Below are 24,308 nucleotides of genomic sequence, written 5' to 3' on the forward strand. Positions count from 1 at the left end.
TGCCCCGGGTGCACGTATCTTTGCGACCGCTAAGACAGCAATGGGGGATTAGCTCAGCTGGCTAGAGCGCTTGCATGGCATGCAAGAGGTCACCGGTTCGACTCCGGTATTCTCCACCCCTCGACGCCCTCGGTACTTCGGTCCCGGGGGCGTTGTTCGTTTACCCCCTCATCCGCAGGGCGTAGGTCAGCGGGATCAGGCCCGGCAGCTGCTTCAGTTGCCACCGCTGCTCCCCTACTCTGACTGTATCGGGAAAGCAATCGTAGGGTGCGTAGTCGTACTCTTCAAACGTTTCCAGCCGTAGCCCCCGTTCGAGCAGCGCCCCGATCACGGAACTGACCGGGTGGTCCCAGCTGATCATTTTGCCCCTTACCCCTTCGCTTTTATCGGTGTAGCTGCCCTCGACGTCCTCCACGATGGGCTGCCCGCCGAAGTAGCCGTATTGGATAGCGGTGCGATCTTCATTCCACAGCCACACGAAGGGATGAAATTCGGCAAAGACGAAGGTGCCGTCCGGTCTAAGGTAGCGACGCACGATCTCCGCCCAGCGACCGATATCCGGCAGCCAGCCGATGGTGCCGTAGCTGGTGAAGACCAGGTCGAAGGTCTCGTCCAGGTGGTCGGGCAGGCTGTACAAGTCGCAGCAAATAAAGCGGGCATCCAGGCCGGCCCGTTCGGCAAGATCCCGGGCGGCAGCGATGGCGGCGTTGCTCAAATCAACACCAGTAACGATCGCACCGCGGCGGGCCAGTGACAGCGTATCCTGACCGAAGTGGCACTGCAGGTGGAGGAGGCGCAGGCCGGTCAGGTCGGCGGGAAGCAGGGCCAGTTCGATTTCGCGCAGGCTATCCTTCCCCGCCAGCCAGCCCTCCACGTCGTAAAAATCGCTCTGCAGGTGGGCGGGCGTGCGGGCGTTCCAGTGGGCGCGGTTGTGGCTGAGGTAATCGTCCATCGTATAAATATTAGACGGCCACGATAGCTATCGGGGGCGCAGGTGCAATGAAAGGACGTTCGTAAATTACATCGATTACACCCAATCTTCACTCATGCCAAGCTCACCCACCAGAAGGTCATTTATTAAATCATGTGCCGTACTGACCGTTGGGGCCGGCATGGGACTACCCGGGCCTGGTGACGTTCCGTGGGGCAGCGGAAAGCAAGCGGCGGGACAGGTCATGACCGTTAATGGCCCCATCGCTCCGGAGGAGCTCGGATTCTGCCTGCCGCACGAGCACGTACTGTCGCGCTTCGGGATCGACCCGGTTGAGCCACCGGAGTACGATGAAGCGGCGATGGTTGAGGAAGTCGTACCCTATCTCACGTATCTCCGGGAACTGGGCGTAGGGGCGGTGGCCGACTGTACGGCTTACTCCTTCGGTCGCGCGCCGGCATTGTTGCGAAAATTATCGGAGGCATCCGGACTTCACCTTCTCACCAACACGGGCTGGTACGGGGCCGCGGACGATCGTTACGTTCCGGAGGAGGCTTACCGGCTTAGCGCGGAGGAGATTGCGGAGCGGTGGATCGCGGAATTTGCCGACGGCATCGGAGGTACTGGCATACGGCCTGGCTTCATCAAGGTCGCGGTCGACGGTGGACCCCTCTCCCCCATCGACGCCAAACTCGTGCGCGCCGCCGCCCTCACCCACCGCGCCACCGGATTGACCATCAAGGCCCACACCGGCGACAATGCCCCCGCCGCCCGCCAACAACTCGACCTACTGGTGGAGGAAGGCGTTGCCCCCGGTGCCTGGACCTGGACCCACGCCCAGAACACCCCCGACGCCCAGGACCTCATCGAAGTCGCCCGCCGGGGAGCCTGGATCAGTCTGGATGGCATCAAAACACCCTACTTCGCAAACGGCCGAATGCAGGGCAGCGACACCCTTGACCGCCACCTGAACCACCTCCTTGCGCTCCGGGAAGCGGACTTGCTCGGCCGGGTGATCATCAGCCACGACGGCAGCAGTTTCCCGCCCGAAGGCACGGTGAGACGGCCGATGGACATCATCTCCAATAGCTTCCTGCCCCTACTGCGGGCTCACGGGCTCTCTCCCGCCGAGATCACTGTCCTCACCGTCGACAATCCCGCCCGCTATTTCACCCTTTCCCGACAGTTGCTGGACTAAGCGAGCGTTCAACCCACCGGCGGCTCCCGCGTTAACATACTTCACACCAACACCATCCAGCCATGCCATTACGCTTAGGAGAAACCGCACCCAATTTCGATGCCCAGACCACCGAGGGCGACATCAACTTTTACGACTGGGCCGGCGACCAGTGGGTCGTACTGTACAGCCACCCCAGCGACTACACCCCCGTCTGCACCACCGAGCTCGGCCGCACCGCCCAGCTGAAGGAACAGTTCGAACAACGCAACGCAAAGGTGATCGCCCTGAGCGTCGACGACCTCGAGAGCCACAGGGGCTGGGTAAAGGACATCGAAGACACCCAGAACGTCACGATGAACTTCCCCATCATCGCCGACCACGACCGCAAGGTGGCCGTTGCCTACGACATGATCCACCCCGAAGCCGACGATAAATTCACCGTCCGCTCCGTGTACATCATCGACCCCAACCGCAAGGTCCGCCTCACCCTCACCTACCCGCCCTCCACCGGCCGCAACTTCCAGGAGATCCTCCGCGTACTCGACAGCCTCCAGCTCACCGACAACTACAGCGTCGCCACCCCCGTTGACTGGAAAGACGGCGAAGACGTAGTCGTAAGTCCCAGCATCGCCACCGAAGACATCCCCGACAAGTTCCCGAAGGGGCATAAGGAGATACGCTCTTACCTGCGCACGACACCACAACCGAATCGGTAGGTAGTACGGTAGTCGTTTAGTACGTTAGTCGTTTAGGGGGTTAGTACTTTAAACGCGTACTGCACTACTAACAGACTAACGTACTACCCGACTAACAGACTACCGTACTAATTACCTCCATCCCCAACCAATCCTACATGAACCAACTTACTCTGCTTTTAACCTTTTTTCTCTGCACCTGCGCACCCGCCCTGAATACCCTGTACGCGCAGGAGGACGGCGAGAAGACGGAAAAATCCGACGACAAGAAAAAAGACAAGAACGCCTATAAAGATCTGTTGAAAGACGCTAAGGCCCAGACCGGCCTTTTTGACGTGATCGAGAAGGAAGGCAAGACCTACTTTGAACTGCCCCTTGCCCTGATGAACCAGGAGATCCTGATCGTAAGCCGCATCAGCGGACACGTGAAGGGATTGAACTTCGGCGGTGCGGGAATGCGTAGCCGGCCCCAGCAAGTCGTGCGGTGGCAGAAGCACGGTGAGAAAGTGCTCCTGCGCAGCGTCAGCTACAATAGCGTGGCCAGTGAAGACCTGCCGGTGTACCAGTCGGTCAGGAACAACAACTTCGAGCCCATCGTAGCCACCTTCGACGTGAAGGCCTACGGTAAGGACAGCAGCTCGGTGGTTTTCGATGTGACCCCCTTCTTCACCAACGACGAGCCGATGATCGGCGCGATTGACGACGATGACCGTAAGAACTTCGGCATCAAAGGGCTGGACAAGGACCGCAGCCTGATCATGTCCGTCAAGTCCTTCCCCGGAAACGTGGAAGTGCGACATGTGCTGACCTACAAGGGCGACAAGCTGCCCGATAATCAGGTCACCGGTACGCTTTCCGTGGAGATGAACCAGAGCTTTATTCTGCTGCCCGCCGAGAAAATGACGCCGCGGCAGTACGACCCCCGGGTGGGCTACTTCAGCATCGAGCAAACCAACTACGGCCTCGATGCCCAGCGCGCCGAGAAGCAGCGTTTCATCACCCGCTGGCGCCTGGAGCCGGTAGACATGGAAGCCTGGGAGCGCGGCGAACTGGTCGACGTGAAGAAGCCGATCGTTTACTATATCGATCCCGCTACTCCGACCGAATGGGTGCCCTACATCAAGCAGGGCGTTGACGACTGGCAGCAGGCCTTCGAGGCCATCGGTCTGAAGAACGCCATCATGGCCAAGGACGCTCCCACGAAGGCGGAAGATCCCGACTGGAGCCCGGAGGATGTCCGATACAGCGTGATCCGCTACGTGACTACCGACATCCAGAATGCCATGGGACCCCACGTTCACGACCCCCGTACGGGTGAGATCCTCGAGAGCGACATCATTTGGTACCACAACGTGATGAACCTGTTGCGCAACTGGTACCTAATCCAGACTGCCGCCGTGAATCCCGAGGCACGTACCCCCAAATTTGAGCGGGAGGTGATGGGTAAGCTAATTCGCTTCGTCTCCGCCCACGAGGTGGGACATACGCTGGGATTGCCCCACAATATGGGTAGCAGTCCGGCCTACACCGTCGAGCAACTACGCACACCCGGCTTCGTACAGGAGAACGGCGTGGCGCCCAGCATCATGGATTACGCCCGCTTTAACTACGTCGCGCAGCCGGAGGACGAAGGCGTTGGCCTCATGCCCAAGATCGGCGTGTACGACTACTACGCCATCCGCTACGGTTACCTGCCCATTCCCGAAGCCGGCTCCGTGGCTGAAGATCACGAAATCCTCAACGCCATGATCAAGGAGAAGGCCGACGATCCCCGCTACCGTTATGGTCGCCAGACCCGCGCCGGTTACGACGCCAGCGCCCAGACCGAAGACATCGGTGATGATGCCGTACTCGCTTCCACCCTCGGCATCGCCAACCTGAAGCGCATCGTCCCCAAGCTACCGGAATGGATGGCCGAAGACGGCAAGTACTTCGACAACCTGGAGGAAGTGTACGACAACGTGGTCGGACAGCTACGTCGCTATACCGGTCACGTTGCCAGCAATGTCGGCTCGGTGTATGAGTGGCAACGGAGCAGCGACGAAAACAAAGTCGTGTACGAAACCCTGAGCAAGGAAAAGCAGCAGGCCGCCGTGAAATTCATCAACGAGCAGATCTTCACCACTCCCGAGTGGCTGATCGACGAAAACATCCTGCAACGTATCTCCGCTACCGGCGTAGCCGAAAAGATCGCCGGACTACAGGCCAGTGCCCTGCGTACTCTGATGAACGACGATCGTTTGAACCGACTGGTGGAGCAGCGGTCCCGCGACGCCAATGCCTACGGCATCATGGACCTGATGAATGACACCCGCTCCGGCGTCTTCACCCCCGCCAACACGAACAGCAGCTACGGACGGACGCTCCAGGCCGCTTACGTGGAAACGCTGACCAAGCTCCTCACCAACGAGGAAGCAACCGCCGACGTAAAGGCCGGAGTGCGCGCCAACCTCAACCAGATCCAGCGCCAGCTGGCCGCCGGCAAGCAGAACGACGATCTGCTGGTACAGGGTCACCGCGGTGAGCTCGACCAGCACATCCGCGTGGCGCTTACCGGACTGGAGGCGATGACGGGGAAGTAATTGCCCTACCGTCTTGTTGAGCAAGCCGCCCGTATCCGCCCCGCCGGATACGGGCGGCTTGCGTTTGGAAAAAGCATTGATACAACCCCCCGTGCCTCCAGGCGTTACCCTAACACGATAACCTCGATCCCGACCTTATGCCCGAGCACGGCGACCCCATTCTACTTCCACCGTCCGAAATCTCCGACGCTACCCGCCGCGCCGAAGCACTCATACCGACCCCCTACGGCACCTTCCGTATGGTCGCCTACGCCGGCGATGCGGAAGACTATACCCCGCACCTGGCCCTGGTGCACCCCGAAATGGACCCCAACAGCGAAGTGATCGTGCGGCTGCACTCCGAGTGCATTACAGGCGACCTGTTCGGCTCCATGCGTTGCGACTGCGGCGAGCAACTCGATCGCTCCCTGCGAATGGTTCAGGCCGGTAAGGGCGTCGTCATTTACTTGCGACAGGAAGGGCGCGGCATCGGCATTATTAATAAGCTGAAGGCCTACCAACTACAGGATCAGGGCTTCGACACCATCGAGGCCAATATTCACCTCGGACTGGAGGTGGACGGCCGCCACTACGGTGTTGCCCAGGGCATCCTGCGGGATCTGGGCATCCGTAAGATCCAGCTGCTCACCAATAATCCCCTCAAGGTCGACTCCTTCGACGAGGGCCCCATTGAGGTGGTGCGGCGACTACCGATCATCGTTCCCCCGGTTCAGGAAAGCGAGGCCTATCTAAAGACCAAGCTGGTCGGAATGGGCCACTGGTTGAAGTAGCTTTGGTTAGAATCTGGTGATTACGCCACCCAGCTTTTCCCAACCGAGTTTTGAGGGTCCCCAGGCGGAGCCGTTCCACCACTTATGGTACAGCGCCGAATCGGTGCCGATGACGAAGATGTCCAGTCGGTTCGGGCCCCAGGAGACTACTCGCGGCTGACCGATGATCGTGCCGCCGAGCGATTCGTAGCCGGTCAGGGAAGGACCCCAGCTGGAACCGTTCCACCACTTGTGGTAAAGGGCAGAGTCGGTCCCGATTACAAAGATATCCAGGCGGTTCGGGCCCCAGGAAACGACCTCGGGGTCACCGATTATTTTGCCGCCCATGAACTCGTAGCCGGTCAGGGAAGGGCCCCAGCTGGAGCCGTTCCACCACTTGTGGTAAAGGGCAGCGTCGGTACCAATTACAAAGACATCTAGGCGGTTCGGGCCCCAGGCAACAGCCCGCGGCTGACCAATGATGGTGCCGCCCATAGCTTCGTAGCCCGTCAGGGAGGGCCCCCAGGCCGAACCGTTCCACCACTTGTGGTAGAGCGCCGAGTTGGTGCCGATGACGAAGACGTCCAGGCGGTTCGGTCCCCAGGAAACAACCTCGGGGTCGCCGATAATTTTGCCGCCCATGGACTCGTAGCCGGTCAGGGAGGGTCCCCAGGCGGAGCCGTTCCACCACTTGTGATAGAGTCCCGAGTTGGTGCCGATGACGAAGACGTCGAGTCGGTTCGGGCCCCAGGCAACGGCCCGTGGGTGACCGATGATGGTACCGCCCATGGCTTCGTAGCCGGTCAGGGAGGGCCCCCAGGCGGAGCCGTTCCACCACTTATGGTAGAGCGCCGAGTTGGTGCCGATCACGAAGACGTCCAGGCGATTGGGGCCCCAGGCGACGGCTTCCGCCCGGCCTATGATCGTTCCGCCCATGGCTTCGTAACCGGAAACCGATGGTCCCCAGGCCGAACCGTTCCACCACTTGTGGTAGAGCGCCGAGTTGGTGCCGATGACGAAGGCATCCAGGCGATTTGCGCCCCACGCTACCACCGGTCCGGAGGAGGGTCGGGAAGCGCCTAAATTCTGAAGGATCGGGGATTGCCGGCGGATGGAAGAAATTCGTACGCCGTGGTTGTGGTTGGCATCGGGATTGGGGTCCGAAGCAGTGCACCCCCCATTCGTGTGGATGCCTACGATTCGCCCGGTCGATGCCTGCAGGATACCCGATCCCGAGTTGCCGCCCAAGGTATCGATGTCGTTGTAGCCGATCTGATTGCCGTGGAGATCGGTGACGGGGCCGGCCTCGATCCGCTTGGGCAGTCCGGCCGGGTGTCCGATGATGCAGATCATTTCCGATTCCGTCGCATCTACGTCCGACACCTCCGTCTGGCCGAAGGTGGCTCCCGGGTTACCACCGAGGCGGACGATGGCGTAGTCCAGCCCACCCAATCGGTACTCGAGGAGGTCGAGGATGGGAAATTCCTGCTCTATCCGCGGATTGTTGGACGGATCGACCTGGTAATTGAAGTTGACGTGCATCACCGAAGCAATCTCGGCCGACGAGATGACGGTGTTCGTACCGTTGATTCGGGGAAGCTGCCAGGTACCGGCATTCTGATCGAAGCAGTGGCCGGCGGTGATGAACAGGTCGTTGCTAATCAGCGTACCCGTACACCACCGCACTCCTGCAACGTTACCGGGATTGGTATAGATGGTGGCAAGATTGGTGTTCCACTGAAGCTGACCGACCGGCCGCTGGTGTTGTCCCACGAAGGCCGTCGTGACGCCCAGGGTGCCGTCGTACTGCTCTACCGGTTGGGAATCATCGGTATTGCCGCACTGACTTTCGAGTAACTCGGCGTACGAAATTTCGCTGCGTGCCATCATTTCCATTACGTCGCCCCCGCTTCCGGCAGAGACGGGCATGGGAGGAAACAACTGGTCGTGCTTGCTGCTGAAGGCCACCGGCAGTTTCGCCCTGGTACTGATCAACCGCTCTGCACCCGAATCCGCACCCATCATGTCATCGGCGGGCATGTCGTCCGCGGAGGTATCGGCAGTGGAAGTGGGGGCATTGGGATCGGGCATCTCTTCACTCGACGTGTTTCCGTCCTGCATTTCTTCCGTGCTGCCGTCGGACATATCGGACTGGGCCATCGGGTCGCGGTTTTCCTGGTGTGGATCGCCCCCCATTTCTTCCTGCGGCATGTCGTTCCTGGGGGTCTTCTCCTTCTTTTTCATAGTGCTAAGCATTGTGGGTGATAGGTGTAGGTTCCCCATACGACAGGGCTCGGTGAGGTTTTATGTCCCCGGACGGTATGCCGTTACGCTCGGCTGTCAGAAAATTTTACGGGCATCCCCGGTAGCTCGGATAGCCCCGATAGCCCCGATAGCTATCGGGGGGGGGCGGAGGGGGGCAATGACTCCAACCCTCGTATCCGCGTCTTTCAACGAATTAAATCCGCGCTCCATCTGAGTTAAAAAAAGAAACGTCTCACCACGAATAGCCGAGCACCACCGTCCCCCAGGCATGCGAGCGTCCACTTTGGAATTCCTTACTCAGATAGGTGTGGGAAAAGTCCACCGAGATGCCCGCTACCCCAAAGTGAACGCCCCCCGTCACGGTCCCGACCATTCGACTTAGCTGACTGCCCACTAAGGTATAGGGACTCCGACCGCCATTAAAGATTCCGCCCTGTAGCGTAGCATCGTAGCCAACCAGCCGGAACGCGGGTCGGAAATAAAGCCAGGTCCCACCCTTGCGAGCTGCGGTGGGTAGCCATCCTACTTCGGTAGGTAACGAAAACTCAGTGTGAATGCGATACGTCCCCACCTCAGTAGCAGCTACTCCCCGAACACTGAAGTGCCTCGCGGTCACTAGGGGCTGTGCCAATTGAAGCTTTGCGTTCAGTAGAAGGTCATTCTCGATCTGGTACTTCCACCCCCGGGGCTCCACGTTGCCCGTCTGCCGGTGAATCCACTTCTGCTCGGCCGCAGCCAGCGAAGCGGGGCCGATCACACCGAGGCTTATTTCCCAAGAATATTGCGCCTCATCACAAGCATTGCACCCGCGCCCCGCCGCCCGGTCCGCCATACCGTAACCGATAAACAATGCGCCCGCGTAGGGACGATCACCCACCAAAATTTGGTCCGCCCGAATGCTCGTAGGCGTATACCCCTCCTGCGCTACGAAAAAGCGACGGTGCCGGCGACCGTACTCCAGCCGAATGCCCTGGGTGAAATAGTAATCCGTCGCCGTAAAATAATCGTTGGCGTAGGTGAGTCGGACGAAATGGCTGTCCGCCTCCTGGGTAAGAAGCGGTAACGACATCCACATCAGAGCTACGGCAAAAATTCCTTTCCACACCATCCCGTAGAGTTACGAATTTGGGATGGGCGGAGATTTTACGTTTGCCGCTTTCCCCCTAATCTGCGACAATCCGCGAATTAAATCCGCGCCCAATCTGCGGTCAACCAAGAAACACCCTGCTCCCGCCCGAGTGAACAAAGGCGCAACGAAAAACTTCGTAAAGCGCACCTTTGCCTCCGCAAACCAAAGCAAATACATGCCCCTCACCAAACTCTCCAAGGACCTCCACCGCGAGTGGGACAACCTCGTCGACCGCCTGCGCTGGGGCCACGATAAACCCATCGACGTCGCCAACTACATCGGCTTCGGCCGGCCGGATTTTCTGTACCTCACCGGACGGGTACTGCGCGACCGCGGCATCGCCCGCAACGAACGCGACCAGCTGTGGCACAACATCGTCAACAACTTCAAGCGCTTCAACAGCCGTGAGATCAACGACGCGAAGGTGGAAATCACCTGGGGAGGACACACCTTCGAGCGCACGACCGACAGCGAGGGCTATTTCTACATCGAGCACGCCTGTGACCCGGACGAAGCCCCCAAACTCGACGATGAACTGTGGCAGGAAGCGACCGTACGCGTGATCGAGACGCCCCTGGACGGCAGAGTGGATTATGTAAGCCACTCCGACGTGATCCTACCCCGCGAAGCGGAGTTTGGAATCATCAGCGACATCGACGATACCATCCTGAAGACCGACGTGACCAGCCGCTTTAAGCTGAAGGCGATGATGCACACCCTGCTCAAAAACGCCAGCAACCGCCGGGCCTTCGAGGGGGTGTCAGACTTTTATTTGGCGCTGCAGGGGGGACCGGATGCGGAGGGCTTCAATCCTTTCTTTTACGTCAGCAATAGCCCCTGGAACCTGTACGACCTCCTGCTCGATTTTCTGCACATCAACCACCTGCCCCGGGGGCCGATCATGCTGCGCGATTTCGGGCTGCCGGCCGAGGATACAGTTACTTCCTACAAAACGCACAAGGCGGATATGGTGGATAAGATCTTGTCGACCTACCCTCACCTGCCATTTATCTTACTAGGCGACAGCGGGGAGGCGGACACCGATATCTACCTGGAGGCTGCCCGGAACAATCCCGAACGCATCCTGTGTATTTATATCCGGGACGTGCAGCACGAGCTACGGGCACAACGGATCGAGGACCTCATTGAAGACATCAGCAACATCAACGTGAAGCTGGTGGGGAGTTACGAGGAGGCGGCGGCGCATGCGCGGATGGAGGGGTGGATCCAGTAGGTCACGGCTTCGCCTTCAGGATTTTTTTAACGCAGATTTTGGCAGATTTTTTCGCGGATTGACGCGGATTTTCTGCCGCTGCAAACGTGACTTAGAAAGCTGCCAGGGCCTGGGCGGCTTCGACGACGTCCATTACCTGGGGTTTGCTGGCGTAGTTGCCGTCGTCGGCGTAGGCGGGGCGGTGGACGGCCGCGGTGAGGGTGCGGACCGGGGCATCGAGTAAGTTGAAGCCCTTCTGCTCTTCGATGATCTGGCGCTCGATGTAGGCGGAGGCGCCGCCCGGCATGTCTTCGTCGACGATAAGCAGGCGGTTGGTCTTGGCGAGGTGGCCTACGAGTCGGTGTTCGAGATCGAAGGGGAGCAGGGTCTGTAGGTCGATCACTTCGGCCTCGATTCCTCCTGCGGCCAGACGTTCGGCAGCTTCGAGGCAAACGCGGACGCAGGCGCCGTAGGTGACGATGGTGAGGTCGGTACCCGGCCGTAATAATTCCGGCACGCCGAGGGGTACGCGGAATTCAGCCAGGTTTTCGGGTTCGTTCTCCCGGAGGCGGTAGGCATTGAGGACTTCGATCACGACGGCCGGATCGTCGCCTTCCAGCAAGGTATTGTACATGCCGGCGGCCTGTACCATGTTGCGGGGGACGCAGAGGTGCATTCCGCGCAGGCTTCCGATCAGGGGCGAGAGGTAGGAGCCGCTGTGCCACACTCCCTCCAGGCGGTGACCGCGGGTGCGAATGATGAGCGGACAGGCCTGCATGCCGTTGCTGCGCCAGCGTAGGGTGGCTACGTCGTCGGTAAGCATCGGTAGAGCGTAGAAGATGTAGTCGAGGTACTGGATCTCGGCGATCGGGCGTAAGCCGCGCATGGCCATTCCCATTGCCTGGCCTACGATGGTCCACTCGCGGATGCCGGTATCGAAAACGCGGTGTTTGCCGAAGCGTTCCTGCAGACCGGCAAAGCCCTGGTTGACATCGCCGATCTCCCCCACGTCTTCCCCGAAGGCGAAGAGCTCCGGGCGCTGCTCGAATTTGGCGGCGAAGAAGTGCTGCAGGATCTCGTAGCCGGGTACCGATTTAGGTTTTTCCGGATAGTGGGGCTCCACCGCGCCAAGACGGAGGGGCGACTGGGGCGTATTGCTAAGGAGGTTGCTTCCCTTACTCTCGGCCAGTTCACGCCGGGCGTCGCGCAGCCATTCGGCGAGGGGCCGGGGCAGTTGGTCCGCGCCGATCTCAAAGCGCAGGTGGCGTACCGCATCGATCAGGTTCGACAGCAGGGGCTCCGCCATTTTGGTGACTTCCTCCGCAAAACGGTCCAGCTCGGAGGAGCGGTGCCCGTTGGTGGGGAGGAGCGACAGCAGTTTTTCCCGGCGGGCGCGGCGCGGCGCCTGGATATTTTCCCAGGCACTTTTGCGGGCGGCGGCAACTACCTTTTTGGCCTTCTTGTCTAGCTCGTCCAGCTCACTGGCTTCGGCGATGCCCGTTGCCAGCAGGTAGTGGCGGAATTGGGCTAGGCAGTCCCACTTTTTCTCCCACGCCAGCCGCTCGGCGCTTTTGTAGCGTTCGTGGCTGCCGCTGGTGCTGTGGCCGTTCGGCTGGGTCAGTTCGCGGATGTGGATCAGGGCCGTGCGGTGGTTCTTCCGTACCTGACGCGCCACTTCGGGGAAGAGGTCGATCAGGGCGGGATAGTCCCATCCCTCGACCCGGTAAATATCGATTCCATTGGTCCCTTCTTCGCGTTTGAGTCCGGCCATGGCGGCGCTGATGCTGCCCTTGGTGGTCTGCAGGTCGACGGGCACCGAAATGCCGTATCCGTCATCTACAACGGTGCAGACCATCGGTACTCCGGTCACGCCGGCGGCGTTCATCGTTTCCCAGAAAATCCCTTCGGAGGTGGATGCGTCGCCGATTTCCGTCCACGCGATCTCGTTGCCTTCATCGGAGTGCAGGCGGGCGGGGAGTCGTTCGTCCCGGCGGTAGACCTTGGAGGCGTAGGCGAGTCCGAAACCCCGGGCCATTTGTCCGGCCGTGGGGGAAGTGGCGCTGCTGAGGTTCAGTCGCTGGGTGGCATCGAGCCAGTTGCCGTCGCCGTCGATCGTTGCGTTGGCGTAGTGGCCGCCCATTTGCCGGCCGCCGCTGAAGGGGTCGTGGTTTTCGTCGGAATAGAGCTGGGCCAGCAACTGCTCCGGCGTGGCCATATCGAGGGTCAGCAGGAGGGTGTGGCCGCGGTAGTAGTCGGCCCGCCAGTCGCCGTCCCGTACGGCCCGGGCCATGGCTACCTGATAAAGTTCTTTGCCGTCGTCGCTTACGCCGAATTTTGCACGTCCGCTGAGGACGTCTTTGCGAATGATGTTGCTCAACTCCCTGCTAACGCGACAGATGTAGTAGTCCTTCAGGGCGCGCTCGAAGTCAGATTCCGGAATTTTCCGGAAGTCCGCCGTGGTAAGCTCAGGATCTTTTAGGGGCAAAGCAAGGTGGTTTAGTATTTACGGTGGTGAGCCGATAATTTGGTCAGGGTAACACGTCAAAATCTGGCCGGTATTCAGGCAATCCGACCTTTGCGAAGGTAACGATATTTTACGATTTCCGGTTTACCGCTACATCCGGGCCGGCCCCGATAGCTATTGGGGCGGGAGCATGGGAAGTCCACCGAAGCAGCGAGGCGCTTTCGGCATCCATACGTAGGTAAGTGCACTCGAACAACCATTCACCCAGATTGAGGTAGCGGGTGCTGCCGTTGGAAAGCGTAAAGTCGATCGGAATGTGGCGGTGGCCAAAAATGCAATAGTCCAGTGCGGGATCCTGGGCCAATTTACGTTCGCAGTAGGCGACGAGCCACTCCCCTTCCGGTCCCAGGAAGGCGGCCTCCGGCCCCTGGCTTTCCCGGCTCTGGTGGCTGAAGAAGAGTGCCAGGTGCATGGCCAGATTTGGGTGCAGCCGTCCGTAGAGCCACTTTGCCCAGGGAGCATTCATCACCTTTTTTAATCGCTTGTAGCCGTGGTCGCCTGGTCCGAGTCCGTCGCCGTGGCCGATCAGCACGCGCTTCCCGTAAATCGTGTGCACGACGGGATCGCGGTGCAGGACGACCCCGGTTTCCTGCGGCAGGTAATCTTCCATCCACATGTCGTGGTTTCCGGTGAAGACGTGGATGGGAATGCCCCGATCCGTGATCTCGGCCAGCTTGCCCAAAAACCGCACGTAGCCCCGCGGCACGGAGCGTTTCCACTCGAACCAAAACTCAAACAAATCGCCTACGAGGTAGATGGCCTCCGCTTGCTCCGCCACGCAGTGATCCAACCACCGGACGATCCGTAGCTCGCGTTCGCGGCTGCTGCAGCGAGCGTCTACGCCGAGGTGGAAGTCGGATGCGAAGAAGGTGGGCATGGGAGGGGAATGAGGGATTGAGGGGGAGGAGGGATTGAGGGGAGGGAGGGATTGCGGGGTTGAGGGGAGGGAGGGATTGAGGGATTGAGGGGTTGAGGGTTAGTGGAGGAGGGGGAGGTAGGTTGGGGGGAGGTGGTTGCCCATGGTTTTGCTGAGGTGGAAGGCCTGGCCGATCTCCCGGATGGTGCGGTCGAGGGGAAGGTAAGGGTTGCCGGTGACGGTGGGGTAATCGGAGCCGTCGTAGGTGAAGGAGGACTGTAGTTGTCGGTGGGTTTCGCGGGTGATGAGGGGGGTGGTGTCGGTGATTTTTGCCCGGAGGCTTTCCAGGGGCCAGAGGAGGGCCGACTGCCAGCCGGGCATGGCGTAGGTGGGGGGTGGTGCGTCGATGCTGCGGGCGATCGAGGTGAGGATGTCCTTCCAGCTGTGGTTGGCGGCGGAGAGGAGGAGGCGATCGCGGTCGATGCGGCGGTCGAGGAGGGTGAGGATGCCGCGGACCACGTCCCGGACGTCGACGAAACCCGTGGTGCCGAGGGGGTAGATGCGGCTGCCGCTGCTGGCGCGTCTCCAGAGGGCGGGGGTGTTGCTGCCGCTCCAGTCGCCCGCACCCAGGACGGTGGCGGGATATAAGGCGGCGACGGAGAGCCCTTCAGCCTGTCCGCGCCATACTTCCCGTTCGGCGGCGAACTTTGAGCGGGCGTAGCTGGTATTCGGCTCCTCCAGGGGCCAGCGGTCGGTGATCTTGGTGACTTGACCGCCATTGGTGCGGTTCAGTGCGGCGACAGAACTGAGGTGGATGAGGCGTTCCGTGCCGGCTTCCAGCATCATATTGACCAGGTTGGCCGTCCCTTCGCCGTTGACGTGGAGCATCTTCTCCTCGTCGCCCGACTGGTAGGATACGCAGGCGGCGGCGTGTATTACGGTCGATATTCCGCTCAGTGCATCCAGCAGGCTATTGGGGTCGGTGACGTCCCCCTCTACGAGGGTGCACCACTCCCCCAGTTCGCGCAGGGTGGAAGCATCGGAAGTCGGACGGACCAGGGCGATGAAGGGTCGACCGGCCGCAGCCAGGGTATGGGCTAAATAGTAACCGATAAAGCCGGTGCCCCCGGTCAGTAAAAGATCAGGCTGCATACAACGCGCCGTTGACGGTATCCGCAGCGGCACCGGTTGCCGAAGCTAGACTATTGGAAATCCCTTCGCGGCGGAAGAGGGCGCAGAGGGCGACCAGGGCGGCTTCCTTAAAATCCGCCGTCATTTTATCTTCGGTCGGTGCAAAGTTGAGTTCCGGAGCGCCTTCCCGGATGCACTCCAGCAAGTACTTGTTGTGCGCTCCCCCGCCGGTTATCAGGAGGTCTGCTCCCGCGTTCCCGCCCGACACCTCACGCAAGTCCTTTGCGATGCGGCTGGCCAGCCAGCGGGTGAAGGTGGCCAGACGGTCGGTGACTGGAGTCGGGTGATCGCGAAGCAGGGGCCAAAGTGTTTCTACGACCCATTGGTTGCTGAGTGATTTTGGGTAAGGACGGGCGTGGTACGGCAGTGCGTCGATGTTCGCCGCCAGTTCGGGCAGAAATGTTCCGGAGCGAGCCAGTTTACCGCCGGCGTCGTAGGGCGCCCCGTTCAATTGGGCCAGGCGGTCGAGGATCTGGCAGCAACCGCTTACGTCACCGGCGGTGAAGGTGCCTTCGGCCTGGCGTACGCTGAAATTGGCGATGCCCCCGAGGTTGAGAAAAAGGGAATGGTCGGGAAACAGGTGGTGATCGGCGACCGGTGCGAGGGGTGCCCCCTGTCCTCCGGCGGCCACGTCAGCACTCCGCAGCTCGGTTACTACCGGAAGGCCCACCCTGGCGGCGAGTTGGGCACCGTCGCCAAGTTGCACGCTGAATCCCGCGCCGGGCTCGTGGAAGACCGTATGGCCGTGGTAGCCCGCCAGCAAGGGGTACACCTCATGTTTTTTCAGGAATGCGGCGGCGCGATCGCCTACGTACCGGCCCAGGTCTGAGTGCAACCGCCAGAGCTCTCGCCCCGACAGGGAATCGGACGACTGTAGTCGTTCCTTCCACTCCGGTGGGTAGGGGTCCGTGGTGGCCGCGGTGATCGACCACTCCGCGATCGGCCGGGGATCGCCCGACGACAGGGAGAATTCGCAGACGGCCAGGTCGATGCCGTCGAGCGAACTCCCCGACATGATGCCGAGGACGGTATGCCGGGTGGTAGCCAAGCTTACTGTTCCAGCGCTTTGTTGAAGGACATGGTGTACTTCGCCATGGCTTCGATCTCTTCCTCGCTGAGTATCTCTCCGAAGGCGGTCATGACGCCGTTTTCGCTACCGTTGGTGATGATGTTGATGCGGTAGGCCAGATCGCTGGTGGCTTCCTGAAGGTTTGCTGCGCCATTGGTTCCCATATCGCCGTAGAGGCCATGGCAGGCGATACAGCGGATCTTCCAGATCTTTTTCGCGTCGATATCCTGCGCTTTGGCTACCGGCGGGGTCGTGCCGGGAGCTTCCGTGGGGGTGGTGTCCTCACCGCCGCCACAGGCGAGAACGATCAGGGCGATAAACATCAGGGGGAAGAGCCTTTTCATGGTCTGAAATTACGTTGTGGAGAATTGTAGCGGGAAAGGTAAGGTAAGCCCACCTATATACAATCCTGCCGCGCCCACATTGTTGCAATTCGGAAGCGCTAGAAACTTTTTGGCCACAATGGTTTCCCAGCCCGCAATAACTTCCTATCTTTGCGGGCCCTAAGCGAAACCGCGCGAAAGTATCAACGTATGGAAACTATAACTGTAAACGGCGAGATCCGTGAGAACCTCGGCAAGAAGTCGTCAAAGGAAACCCGCCGTGAAGGCTTGGTACCCGCCGTGCTTTATGGCAAGGGCGACCCCGTTCACTTCACCGTAAAGGCCCTGGACCTGCGCGACCTCATCTACACCGCCGAGTTCAAGCTCGCTGACGTGAACGTCGGCGGCGAGTCTCACCGCGCCATCATCAAGGAATACCAGTTCCATCCGGTCACCGATCAGCTTCGCCACGTTGACTTCCTCGCCCTCGAGGATGGTCGCCCCATCAAGGTCGAGGTTCCCGTAACATTTACCGGTACCAGCCCCGGCGTTCGCGGTGGGGGTAAACTGCAGCAGTCGGTTCGCCGCATTAAAATCAAAACCACGCCCAAGCACCTCGTAGACAGCCTGACGCTGGACATCAGCAAGCTGGAGCTCGGACAGAGCATCCGCGTTCGCGATCTCGATCCCATGGAAGGCGTGGAAATTCAGAACCCCGGTGGGCAGCCCATCGCTACGGTAGAAGTGCCCCGCGCCCTGCGCTCCGCCGCTACGGCCGAGAAGAAGGCCAGCGAGAAGGAAGCCAAGAAGGCTCCCAAGGCAGCAGCCGAGGAATAGAGTTTCGACTCACTGTAGGTTCGAAAAGGGCAAGCATCATCAGGATGTTTGCCCTTTTCCCGTTTGTTCGCCGGCTGACTACAAACACAATTTGTTTTATTTCATGGGCTACCCTATTTTTGGTGGCACTTACTGACCGCCACACCCAATGAAGAAGCAAAAAGTCAACCGGAAGTACAACTTCCCCGACGCCGACCTCTACCAAATGGCCATGGACAGCATCCGGCTAGCCAAACGCGACCTCGACCGATTCAAGGACGGCTACCAGTACGACGGTCACCGACTGAAGGGATTCCACGACCGCTGTAAGCGCTTCGTCGAAATGCCCCACGACGACGAATTGCTTGGCGATCAGATGGTGGTAACCGACAAGAAGTACGACGCCGCCGAGAAACTGCGCCATGCTATTCGCTCCGTCATGACGCGCGTACGGATGGCCTACAGCAACCGGACCGGGCGCTACCGCAAGTTCGGCACGGCGAAGATCGGCGATATGACCGACGCGCAGCTGCTCTTCTGCGGCCGGCGGGTCATCCGGGTGGCCCGTGCCCAGTGGGATTTTCTGGCCGATACCGGTCTCAACGAAAGCCACCTCGAACGCCTCGCCAAAGCCTGTCAGGCCTTCGAACTTGCTATGAACATCCAGCAGGATAAGGTCGCCGATCGGGACATCAGCGTTGAAAGTCGTATCGATCTCGGCAACCTGATCTACGACGAGCTCATCGTTGTCTGCGACATCGGCAAGGACATCTGGGCGGAAACGGACCGGGCGAAGTATGATGCGTACTGTATTTACGATAGTAATATGGAGCAGAAGCGGATTGCTAAGGGGTAGGAGTAGGGGGTAGTAGTTTAGGGGGTAGTATGGTAGTAGTTTAGTAGGGTAGTAGTTTAGGGGGTAGTACGGTAGTACTTTAGGGGGTAGTAGTTTAGTAGGGTAGGTGGTATGGTAGGATGGGTGATTTTGGGGGTGGGTGCGGTGACCTTTGGGGTGGTGACGTGGTGGCGGGGTAGTTTGACGGTGGGGGGTGCGCTGGCTGCGGTGGTGATTGGGGTGGTGGTGGCTTATTGTGCCGGGGTGGAGTGGCTGTTGCCGCTTTTTGTGTTCTTTTTGAGTAGTGGTTTGATCGGGAGGTTATTGCCGGTTGAATTGGAGGCAGGGGACGCTAAGGACAAGCAGCCGCGGGACTTGGTGCAGGTGCTGTGTAATGGGGGTATATATGGACTGCTGGCACTGCTGGGTGGACCGCAGGAGCTTATGTTGGTGACCATGGCGGTGGCGAGTTCAGATACATGGGCGAGTGAGATTGGCAAGTATTTTCGGCAGCCTACGTACGATATACTGCGCCTGCGGCGGGTGCCGCCGGGGCTGAGTGGTGGGGTGAGCGTGGCGGGTACGCTGGGCGGGGCCGCGGGTGCTGCGTCGGTGGCAATGCTGGCTTTTTTACTGCTTGCCAATGCCGATACAACTGTGGTGCTTAGGATCGCCGCGGTTGGTTTCTTTGGTATGCTCCTAGATTCCTTACTGGGGGCCGGGCTGCAGGCGAGATACGATCACCCCGAGCGGGGGCTGAGCGATACTCGGCGGGCCGGCAGTAGGCTGAGCAGCGGTTACAACTGGATGACCAATGACTTGGTGAATCTGCTTGCGATCGCGGTGAGTGTGGTGGTGGCATTGCTGGCTTTTTAATTGGCTTGCTCCTGCGTCCCCGCCAAAACATTCTACCTTCGCGGCAAAATGACAACGTGATGGACGCCGCTAAAAGCTTACTCGTAATTCTGGATGGTTGGGGACTGGGGCAACGTCCGGAAGCGGATGCCCTGGCACAGGCGTACACGCCGAACTTCGACCGGATTTACCGCGATAAGCCGCACTCCACGCTGATCACCTACGGAGAGGACGTTGGTCTGCCGGAAGGGCAGATGGGGAATTCGGAAGTCGGTCACCTCAATCTCGGGGCCGGTCGGGTGGTCTACCAGAGTTTTGCCCGCATCAACAAGGCCATCCGGGACGGGGAACTACAACAGCTGCCCAAGTTGCAGAATGCCCTGCGCTACGCCCGCGAGAACGGTAAGGCGTTTCACCTGATGGGATTGGTCAGCGACGGGGGGGTACATAGTCACATCAACCACCTGCTTCGCCTGACCGACATTGCAGTGCAGGCCGGCAACGAGCGGGTATACGTGCATGCCTTTACCGACGGCCGGGACGTAGCGCCTACGTCGGGAAAGGGATTCATTGCTACCCTACTCGACCACATTAAGGATCAGCCGACCAAGTTGGCTACCGTTACCGGGCGCTTTTACGCCATGGACCGCGACACCCGCTGGGAGCGTATTGCGGAAGCCTACCACGCCATGGTCGACGGTCGCGGCCAGAAGACCAAGAACGTGCTGGCCGATATTCAGGCCGAGTACGACAAGGGGACGACCGACGAGTTTCTACACCCGCTCATCCTGACCGATGCCGCAGATGAACCGGTAGCCAAGATCGAGCCAGGGGACGTGGTCATGTGCTTCAACTTCCGCACCGACCGGCCGCGGCAGATCACCCGGGCCCTGACGCAGGAAGATTTTCCCGATCAGGACATGCACCGGATTCCGGATTTGCGCTACCTGTGTCTGACGCTGTACGACGAAAAGTACACCAACGTCGAGGTACTCTTCACGCCCGACGACCTGTCGAAAACCATGGGGCAGGTGGTCAGCGAGGCCGGAAAAACCCAGCTTAGGATTGCGGAAACCGAAAAGTACGCCCACGTCACCTTCTTTTTCAGCGGGGGACAGGAGGATCAATTCCCCGGTGAGCACCGCATCCTGATCGACTCCCCGCGCGACGTAGAAACCTACGACCAGAAGCCGGAAATGAGCGTGTATGCCGTGACCGATGCCGCCATCCGGGACATCGAGGCCAGCGCGCCCGACTTCATCTGTCTGAACTACGCCAATACCGACATGGTCGGCCATACCGGAAACTGGGATGCCGCCATTCGGGCCGCCGAAGCGGTGGACGAATGCCTGGGAAAACTACTCGCTGCCGCCGAAGCAGCTGGTTACCACTGCATCGTACTGGCCGATCACGGCAACAGCGACGTAATGATCAACGAGGACGGCAGCGTCAATACTGCGCATACAACTAATCCGGTACCGGTGGTGTACGTAGGCCCGAATGCCGATACCGTGAGACTGCGTCCCGGTGGGAAATTGGGCGACGTAGCCCCTACCCTGCTGCAATTAATGGGCATCCCCCAGCCGCGGGAAATGACGGGAATTAGCTTACTGCGGTAATCTTGGGGAGGGGGAGTCGGATTCGATAACCAAACGTCCGACGAGTGTGTTTGCAGAAACATAACGAACCAAACGACCATGAAACACCTTCTCCTTGCGCTATTCCTAATGGGTGGCCTGACTTCTTGCGATAGCCAACGGACTACTACATCCGATGCCACTCCCGGCGCGCAAACCGACGCCCAGCCCGGCGACGAGCAGCTTGCGGGCGGTATCAGTATCGAGGCCCTCGATGCTAAGTATCCGGATTCCGAAAAGGCCTACTTCGCCGGCGGTTGCTTCTGGTGCACGGAGGCCTCATTTACCCGCATCAAGGGTGTGGCGGACGTATACAGCGGGTATGCCGGCGGTGAGCTCGAGAATCCTACCTACGAGGACAGTAATACCAAATCGAGTGGCCATGCGGAGGCCATTGTGGTGTACTATGATCCCGAGGTCATTACTTACGATAAACTCCTCGACATCTTCTTCGTTGCCCACGACCCCACCCAGTTGAATCGTCAGGGACCAGACATCGGACCGCAGTACCGCTCGGCCATTTTCCCGCTCAATGACGCGCAGCGGCAGGCCGCCGAGGCCAAGATCGCGGCACTAAACGACAGCGGCAAATTCAGCCAGCCCATTGCCACCACCATCGAGGATCCCATCAAGTTCTGGGTCGCCGAACCCTACCACCAGGATTATTACGAAAACCCCAACAACCCGAATCAGGGCTACGTGCAGGGCGTAAGCAAGCCGAAGGTGGATAAGGTGATGAAGGAGTTTCGTGACCTGCTCAAGCCAGAATACCTGAAGTAAAGCGGGCGGACCCCGACCAATTTCCCTAGCAATGCACGATATCGAGCCCCATTTCCAGTGGCGTGACAATTACCGCGCCGAAGACGATTCCGCCTCTCCCTTTTTTGGACGGCAGTACAGCGAGTTTAGCTATTCGAACCGGGTGTATAATTACCTGCTGCACCCCCAGTGGGACGAGTTCGGTGCGGAGACGCTTTACCTGAAGGTCTTATTCGTTGACTATGAGGAGCACTACGCCATCATCGAATTCATCGGCGAATGGAACGATGCGCTGCACAACGATTCGATGCACCTGAAGCGGGAGCTGATCGACTACCTGGTGGCGGAGGGCATCACCCAGTACATCCTGATCATGGAGGGGGTACTTAATTTCCACTCCGACGCCGATGACTATTACGATGAGTGGTACCAGGAAATCGTAGATGCTAAGGGCTGGATCGCGATGCTCAACGTACTCGACCACGTGCGGGACGAAATGAACGATGCGGGGCTGGACAAATACATCCGCTTTGGTGAGCACCTGAACAGCCTGAACTGGCGGCCCCAGAAGCCCCGGCGGGTACACGAAGCGATCGAGGGATTGCTGCAGACCGACACCCGGCGGGTGTACTAAGCGCGCTCTTTCTTCTGCTTGCGCAGCAGCATTCTGCCGCGGCGGCGGGTGTTGCTGAAGGTAAAGTCGCTCACCTCCTGCCAGTAGCCCCGCAATTCGCTGTCCCAGATGTCGGGCTTGTACACGATCTGGTACTGGCGGTTGAATTCGGGCATGATGGCATTGTCCTCATCACCAGTAAAGGAAACCTCCACCAGGGAGAGGGAGCGGTCGCCGTAATAGTACCCGCTCAGGTCCATTCTCAGCACCTTGCCGTTGGGAAGGGTAACGTAACTGCGTCCCGTGACCTTGCTGCCCTCGGTAGTGATGTACAGTTGCATGGGGAGTGCCTCATTGGAATAGATTCCGCCGACGGTCATCGTTCCTTCCCAGAGACCGTCGAGGGAGGTCTGGGCAGTAAGCAATAGCGGGAAAAGAAAAAACAGAAAAAGGATGGCTCTCATCGCGGCGGGATCGGGGGTAAGAAGACGGGGCAGCGTGTTTTGGTGGGCCGCGATGGTGAATTAACGCAATTTTCTGCTTCCGCGTTGAGGAGGGAATGGTCGCCCGCACTACTTTGCGGACCGTGCCCGTGCCCCCTCCCCCCTACACCGACTTACTGCACGCCGTCACCCTGGGGACGGCCCGCCGGGGATTGTCCGCAGAAGTTTCTGACTGGATCGACGAACTCGGTGCAACCGACCCCACGGCCGACGAAGCCGAACGTCTCCTGGCGGCGCTGGCGATTCGGGAACGGATAGAGAGACTGCAACCGCAACAGACACTCTTGGTTACCGGAGGCAGCGATGCTGTAGCCGAGGAGTCTCGAACAGCGCCCGGAGCGAAACTTGCGCGCGGACTACAGCTCATCCTGGGGGGCACGTATTCCGAGCTGCTCGACGAAGGGGTTGACCTTGTGCTTGAGCGTGATACCTACGTCCCTGCGCCCCTTCTACCCGCACTGCTCCTGCGCGCCGCCGCCCTGGTGAACGACGATTTCAACCGCGCAAAAAAGTACGTCCGTGCCGGCGGAATGCGGGGCACATGGCTGGCCGCCCAAAATCCGGAGTGGGAAGGCCTGGTTCCCGGCTACGACTTCCAGAAGGCCTGGAGAATCGTGGACCAACCCGCGCAACGGGCCAACCTACTGGCGCGGTGGCGGTCGGTGGATGCGAATGCCGCGCGGGAAGCACTGGCGAAAATTTGGTCCGGGCAGAGTCCGCGAAACCAAAAAGTACTGCTGGAGGGTATGCGCGTAAACCTGACGGCGGCCGATCATTCGTGGTTGCTCGAACAGCTGGCTCCGAAACGCAAGGGGGTAAGACGTACGCTGACCGAACTGCTGGCGGCTGCGGGAGAGGAGTCGACCATGGAGGATCTTGATCGCCTGGCAACTGAAATCATCGGTCCGCGGGGGGATATCCGGCAGGCAGTAAGTACGGAGGAAGCGCGTGAAGTGCTGGAGCGCTACGGCGGGGTGAAGACTCCGCAAACCGTAGACCAGTGGCTACTGGAAATTATGCCGCCGCGAACGTGGGAGAAGCTGACTAGTATGAAACCGGCTACCTTCTGGCTCTCGCTGAAGCCACTGCAGTTGCGGGCGGTGGGCCGGGCGATTGTCGCCTTTCCGGACCTGGATGAAAAGGTAGTGTTCGTAGATTTTCTGTTGCGAGAGCATCAGGTGAAATTTCCCGCCGACCTCGCCGTAGAACTTATCCGACAGCTGCCCGAGGCGACGTTCGAGCGACTCTACGGTAAATTGCTGACCGACCAGTCGGATGCCCTAAGGCTGCGTGGGATGCCCCGCCTACTGGCCCTGAGCCGGCGTTCCCACTGGTCGGAGCGGCTTTCGAAAGCGATGATAAACCGGTTACTCGACGACCTGCGGAGCCGTCAGCTCGACTACGCGACCCAGCGCGATCTGGGACTGCACTGGAAACTGGCGACGCCGCTGCTGCATCCCGACATCTTCCCCTGGCTGCGGCAGCAACTGCACGCCGCCACGGAGCGCTACGACGCATTTGGTAAGCTGGCGACGGCCATGTTGCAAACCACGGCCTTCCGGCGGGAGCTCCGCCGGAGCTAA

21 protein-coding genes and 1 tRNA gene are annotated in these 24,308 nt (G+C 59.9%); 13 read left to right on the forward strand and 9 right to left on the reverse strand.

Going from position 1 to position 24,308, the window contains the following annotated elements:
• The first annotated feature begins 42 nt into the window (after positions 1-42).
• A tRNA-Ala gene (locus tag GGR28_RS16175) sits at positions 43-116 on the forward strand.
• Positions 117-160: 44 nt separating this feature from the next.
• On the opposite strand, the gene GGR28_RS16180 is transcribed toward GGR28_RS16175, so the two are convergent.
• Positions 161-952, reverse strand: a complete 792-nt coding sequence (locus tag GGR28_RS16180; RefSeq protein ID WP_183496864.1) for a class I SAM-dependent methyltransferase — start codon at positions 950-952, stop codon at positions 161-163.
• A 94-nt stretch (positions 953-1,046) separates the two neighbouring features.
• Between GGR28_RS16180 and GGR28_RS16185 the strand changes: the two genes are divergently transcribed.
• From GGR28_RS16185 to ribA, 4 genes are all read left to right on the forward strand, one after another.
• Positions 1,047-2,129 carry a phosphotriesterase family protein gene (locus tag GGR28_RS16185; protein ID WP_183496865.1) on the forward strand — a complete coding sequence of 361 codons (1,083 nt, stop codon included), beginning with the start codon at positions 1,047-1,049 and terminating at the stop codon, positions 2,127-2,129.
• Positions 2,130-2,191: 62 nt separating this feature from the next.
• Entirely contained in the window at positions 2,192-2,827 is a 636-nt protein-coding gene (locus tag GGR28_RS16190; RefSeq protein ID WP_183496866.1) for a peroxiredoxin, read from the forward strand.
• Positions 2,828-2,964: 137 nt separating this feature from the next.
• Positions 2,965-5,388, forward strand: a complete 2,424-nt coding sequence (locus GGR28_RS16195; protein WP_183496867.1) for a zinc-dependent metalloprotease — start codon at positions 2,965-2,967, stop codon at positions 5,386-5,388.
• A gap of 137 nt (positions 5,389-5,525) precedes the next feature.
• Positions 5,526-6,158: a GTP cyclohydrolase II gene (gene ribA / locus GGR28_RS16200; RefSeq protein WP_183496868.1), complete on the forward strand. Its 633-nt coding sequence runs from the start codon at positions 5,526-5,528 to the stop codon at positions 6,156-6,158.
• 6 nt (positions 6,159-6,164) lie between these two features.
• Here ribA and GGR28_RS18910 read toward each other — a convergent pair whose 3' ends face one another.
• Positions 6,165-8,381, reverse strand: coding sequence for a trypsin-like peptidase domain-containing protein (locus GGR28_RS18910; RefSeq protein ID WP_221233922.1), 2,217 nt, complete (start codon positions 8,379-8,381; stop codon positions 6,165-6,167).
• Positions 8,382-8,634: 253 nt separating this feature from the next.
• Entirely contained in the window at positions 8,635-9,471 is an 837-nt protein-coding gene (locus GGR28_RS16210) for a lipid A deacylase LpxR family protein (protein ID WP_183496869.1), read from the reverse strand.
• A 235-nt stretch (positions 9,472-9,706) separates the two neighbouring features.
• Here GGR28_RS16210 and GGR28_RS16215 point away from each other — a divergent pair, with 235 nt between their 5' ends.
• Complete coding sequence (locus GGR28_RS16215) at positions 9,707-10,765, forward strand: App1 family protein (RefSeq protein ID WP_183496870.1); 1,059 nt, start codon at positions 9,707-9,709, stop codon at positions 10,763-10,765.
• 91 nt (positions 10,766-10,856) lie between these two features.
• On the opposite strand, the gene GGR28_RS16220 is transcribed toward GGR28_RS16215, so the two are convergent.
• From GGR28_RS16220 to GGR28_RS16240, 5 genes are all read right to left on the reverse strand, one after another.
• Positions 10,857-13,229 (reverse strand): alpha-ketoacid dehydrogenase subunit alpha/beta, encoded by a 2,373-nt coding sequence (locus GGR28_RS16220; protein ID WP_183496871.1) that lies wholly within the window; start codon positions 13,227-13,229, stop codon positions 10,857-10,859.
• Between the two features lie 109 nt (positions 13,230-13,338).
• Positions 13,339-14,145 (reverse strand): UDP-2,3-diacylglucosamine diphosphatase, encoded by an 807-nt coding sequence (locus GGR28_RS16225; protein WP_183496872.1) that lies wholly within the window; start codon positions 14,143-14,145, stop codon positions 13,339-13,341.
• A gap of 99 nt (positions 14,146-14,244) precedes the next feature.
• Positions 14,245-15,276 carry an NAD-dependent epimerase/dehydratase family protein gene (locus tag GGR28_RS16230; protein ID WP_183496873.1) on the reverse strand — a complete coding sequence of 344 codons (1,032 nt, stop codon included), beginning with the start codon at positions 15,274-15,276 and terminating at the stop codon, positions 14,245-14,247.
• A complete protein-coding gene (locus tag GGR28_RS16235) occupies positions 15,266-16,363 on the reverse strand; it encodes an anhydro-N-acetylmuramic acid kinase (RefSeq protein WP_183496874.1) in 1,098 nt (365 codons plus the stop codon). The genes GGR28_RS16230 and GGR28_RS16235 overlap by 11 nt, the downstream gene beginning before the upstream one ends.
• Before the next feature lie 2 nt (positions 16,364-16,365).
• Positions 16,366-16,728, reverse strand: a complete 363-nt coding sequence (locus tag GGR28_RS16240; RefSeq protein WP_183496875.1) for a c-type cytochrome — start codon at positions 16,726-16,728, stop codon at positions 16,366-16,368.
• A gap of 189 nt (positions 16,729-16,917) precedes the next feature.
• On the opposite strand from GGR28_RS16240, the gene GGR28_RS16245 reads away from it, so the two are divergent.
• From GGR28_RS16245 to GGR28_RS16270, 6 genes are all read left to right on the forward strand, one after another.
• Entirely contained in the window at positions 16,918-17,544 is a 627-nt protein-coding gene (locus tag GGR28_RS16245) for a 50S ribosomal protein L25 (protein WP_183496876.1), read from the forward strand.
• Positions 17,545-17,692: 148 nt separating this feature from the next.
• Positions 17,693-18,379, forward strand: coding sequence for a hypothetical protein (locus tag GGR28_RS16250; RefSeq protein ID WP_183496877.1), 687 nt, complete (start codon positions 17,693-17,695; stop codon positions 18,377-18,379).
• Between the two features lie 111 nt (positions 18,380-18,490).
• Positions 18,491-19,234, forward strand: a complete 744-nt coding sequence (locus tag GGR28_RS16255; protein WP_183496878.1) for a DUF92 domain-containing protein — start codon at positions 18,491-18,493, stop codon at positions 19,232-19,234.
• A gap of 59 nt (positions 19,235-19,293) precedes the next feature.
• Positions 19,294-20,832, forward strand: coding sequence for a 2,3-bisphosphoglycerate-independent phosphoglycerate mutase (gene gpmI / locus GGR28_RS16260; RefSeq protein WP_183496879.1), 1,539 nt, complete (start codon positions 19,294-19,296; stop codon positions 20,830-20,832).
• Between the two features lie 78 nt (positions 20,833-20,910).
• Positions 20,911-21,630, forward strand: coding sequence for a peptide-methionine (S)-S-oxide reductase MsrA (gene msrA / locus GGR28_RS16265; RefSeq protein ID WP_183496880.1), 720 nt, complete (start codon positions 20,911-20,913; stop codon positions 21,628-21,630).
• A 31-nt stretch (positions 21,631-21,661) separates the two neighbouring features.
• A complete protein-coding gene (locus GGR28_RS16270) occupies positions 21,662-22,243 on the forward strand; it encodes a hypothetical protein (protein WP_183496881.1) in 582 nt (193 codons plus the stop codon).
• Here the strand turns inward: GGR28_RS16270 and GGR28_RS16275 are convergent.
• Positions 22,240-22,686, reverse strand: a complete 447-nt coding sequence (locus tag GGR28_RS16275) for a hypothetical protein (protein ID WP_183496882.1) — start codon at positions 22,684-22,686, stop codon at positions 22,240-22,242. The two genes, GGR28_RS16270 and GGR28_RS16275, sit on opposite strands and share 4 nt — an antisense overlap.
• Before the next feature lie 122 nt (positions 22,687-22,808).
• On the opposite strand from GGR28_RS16275, the gene GGR28_RS16280 reads away from it, so the two are divergent.
• Entirely contained in the window at positions 22,809-24,308 is a 1,500-nt protein-coding gene (locus GGR28_RS16280) for a DUF5691 domain-containing protein (RefSeq protein ID WP_183496883.1), read from the forward strand.

This window comes from Neolewinella aquimaris (assembly GCF_014197245.1).
GTDB lineage: Bacteria > Bacteroidota > Bacteroidia > Chitinophagales > Saprospiraceae > Neolewinella > Neolewinella aquimaris.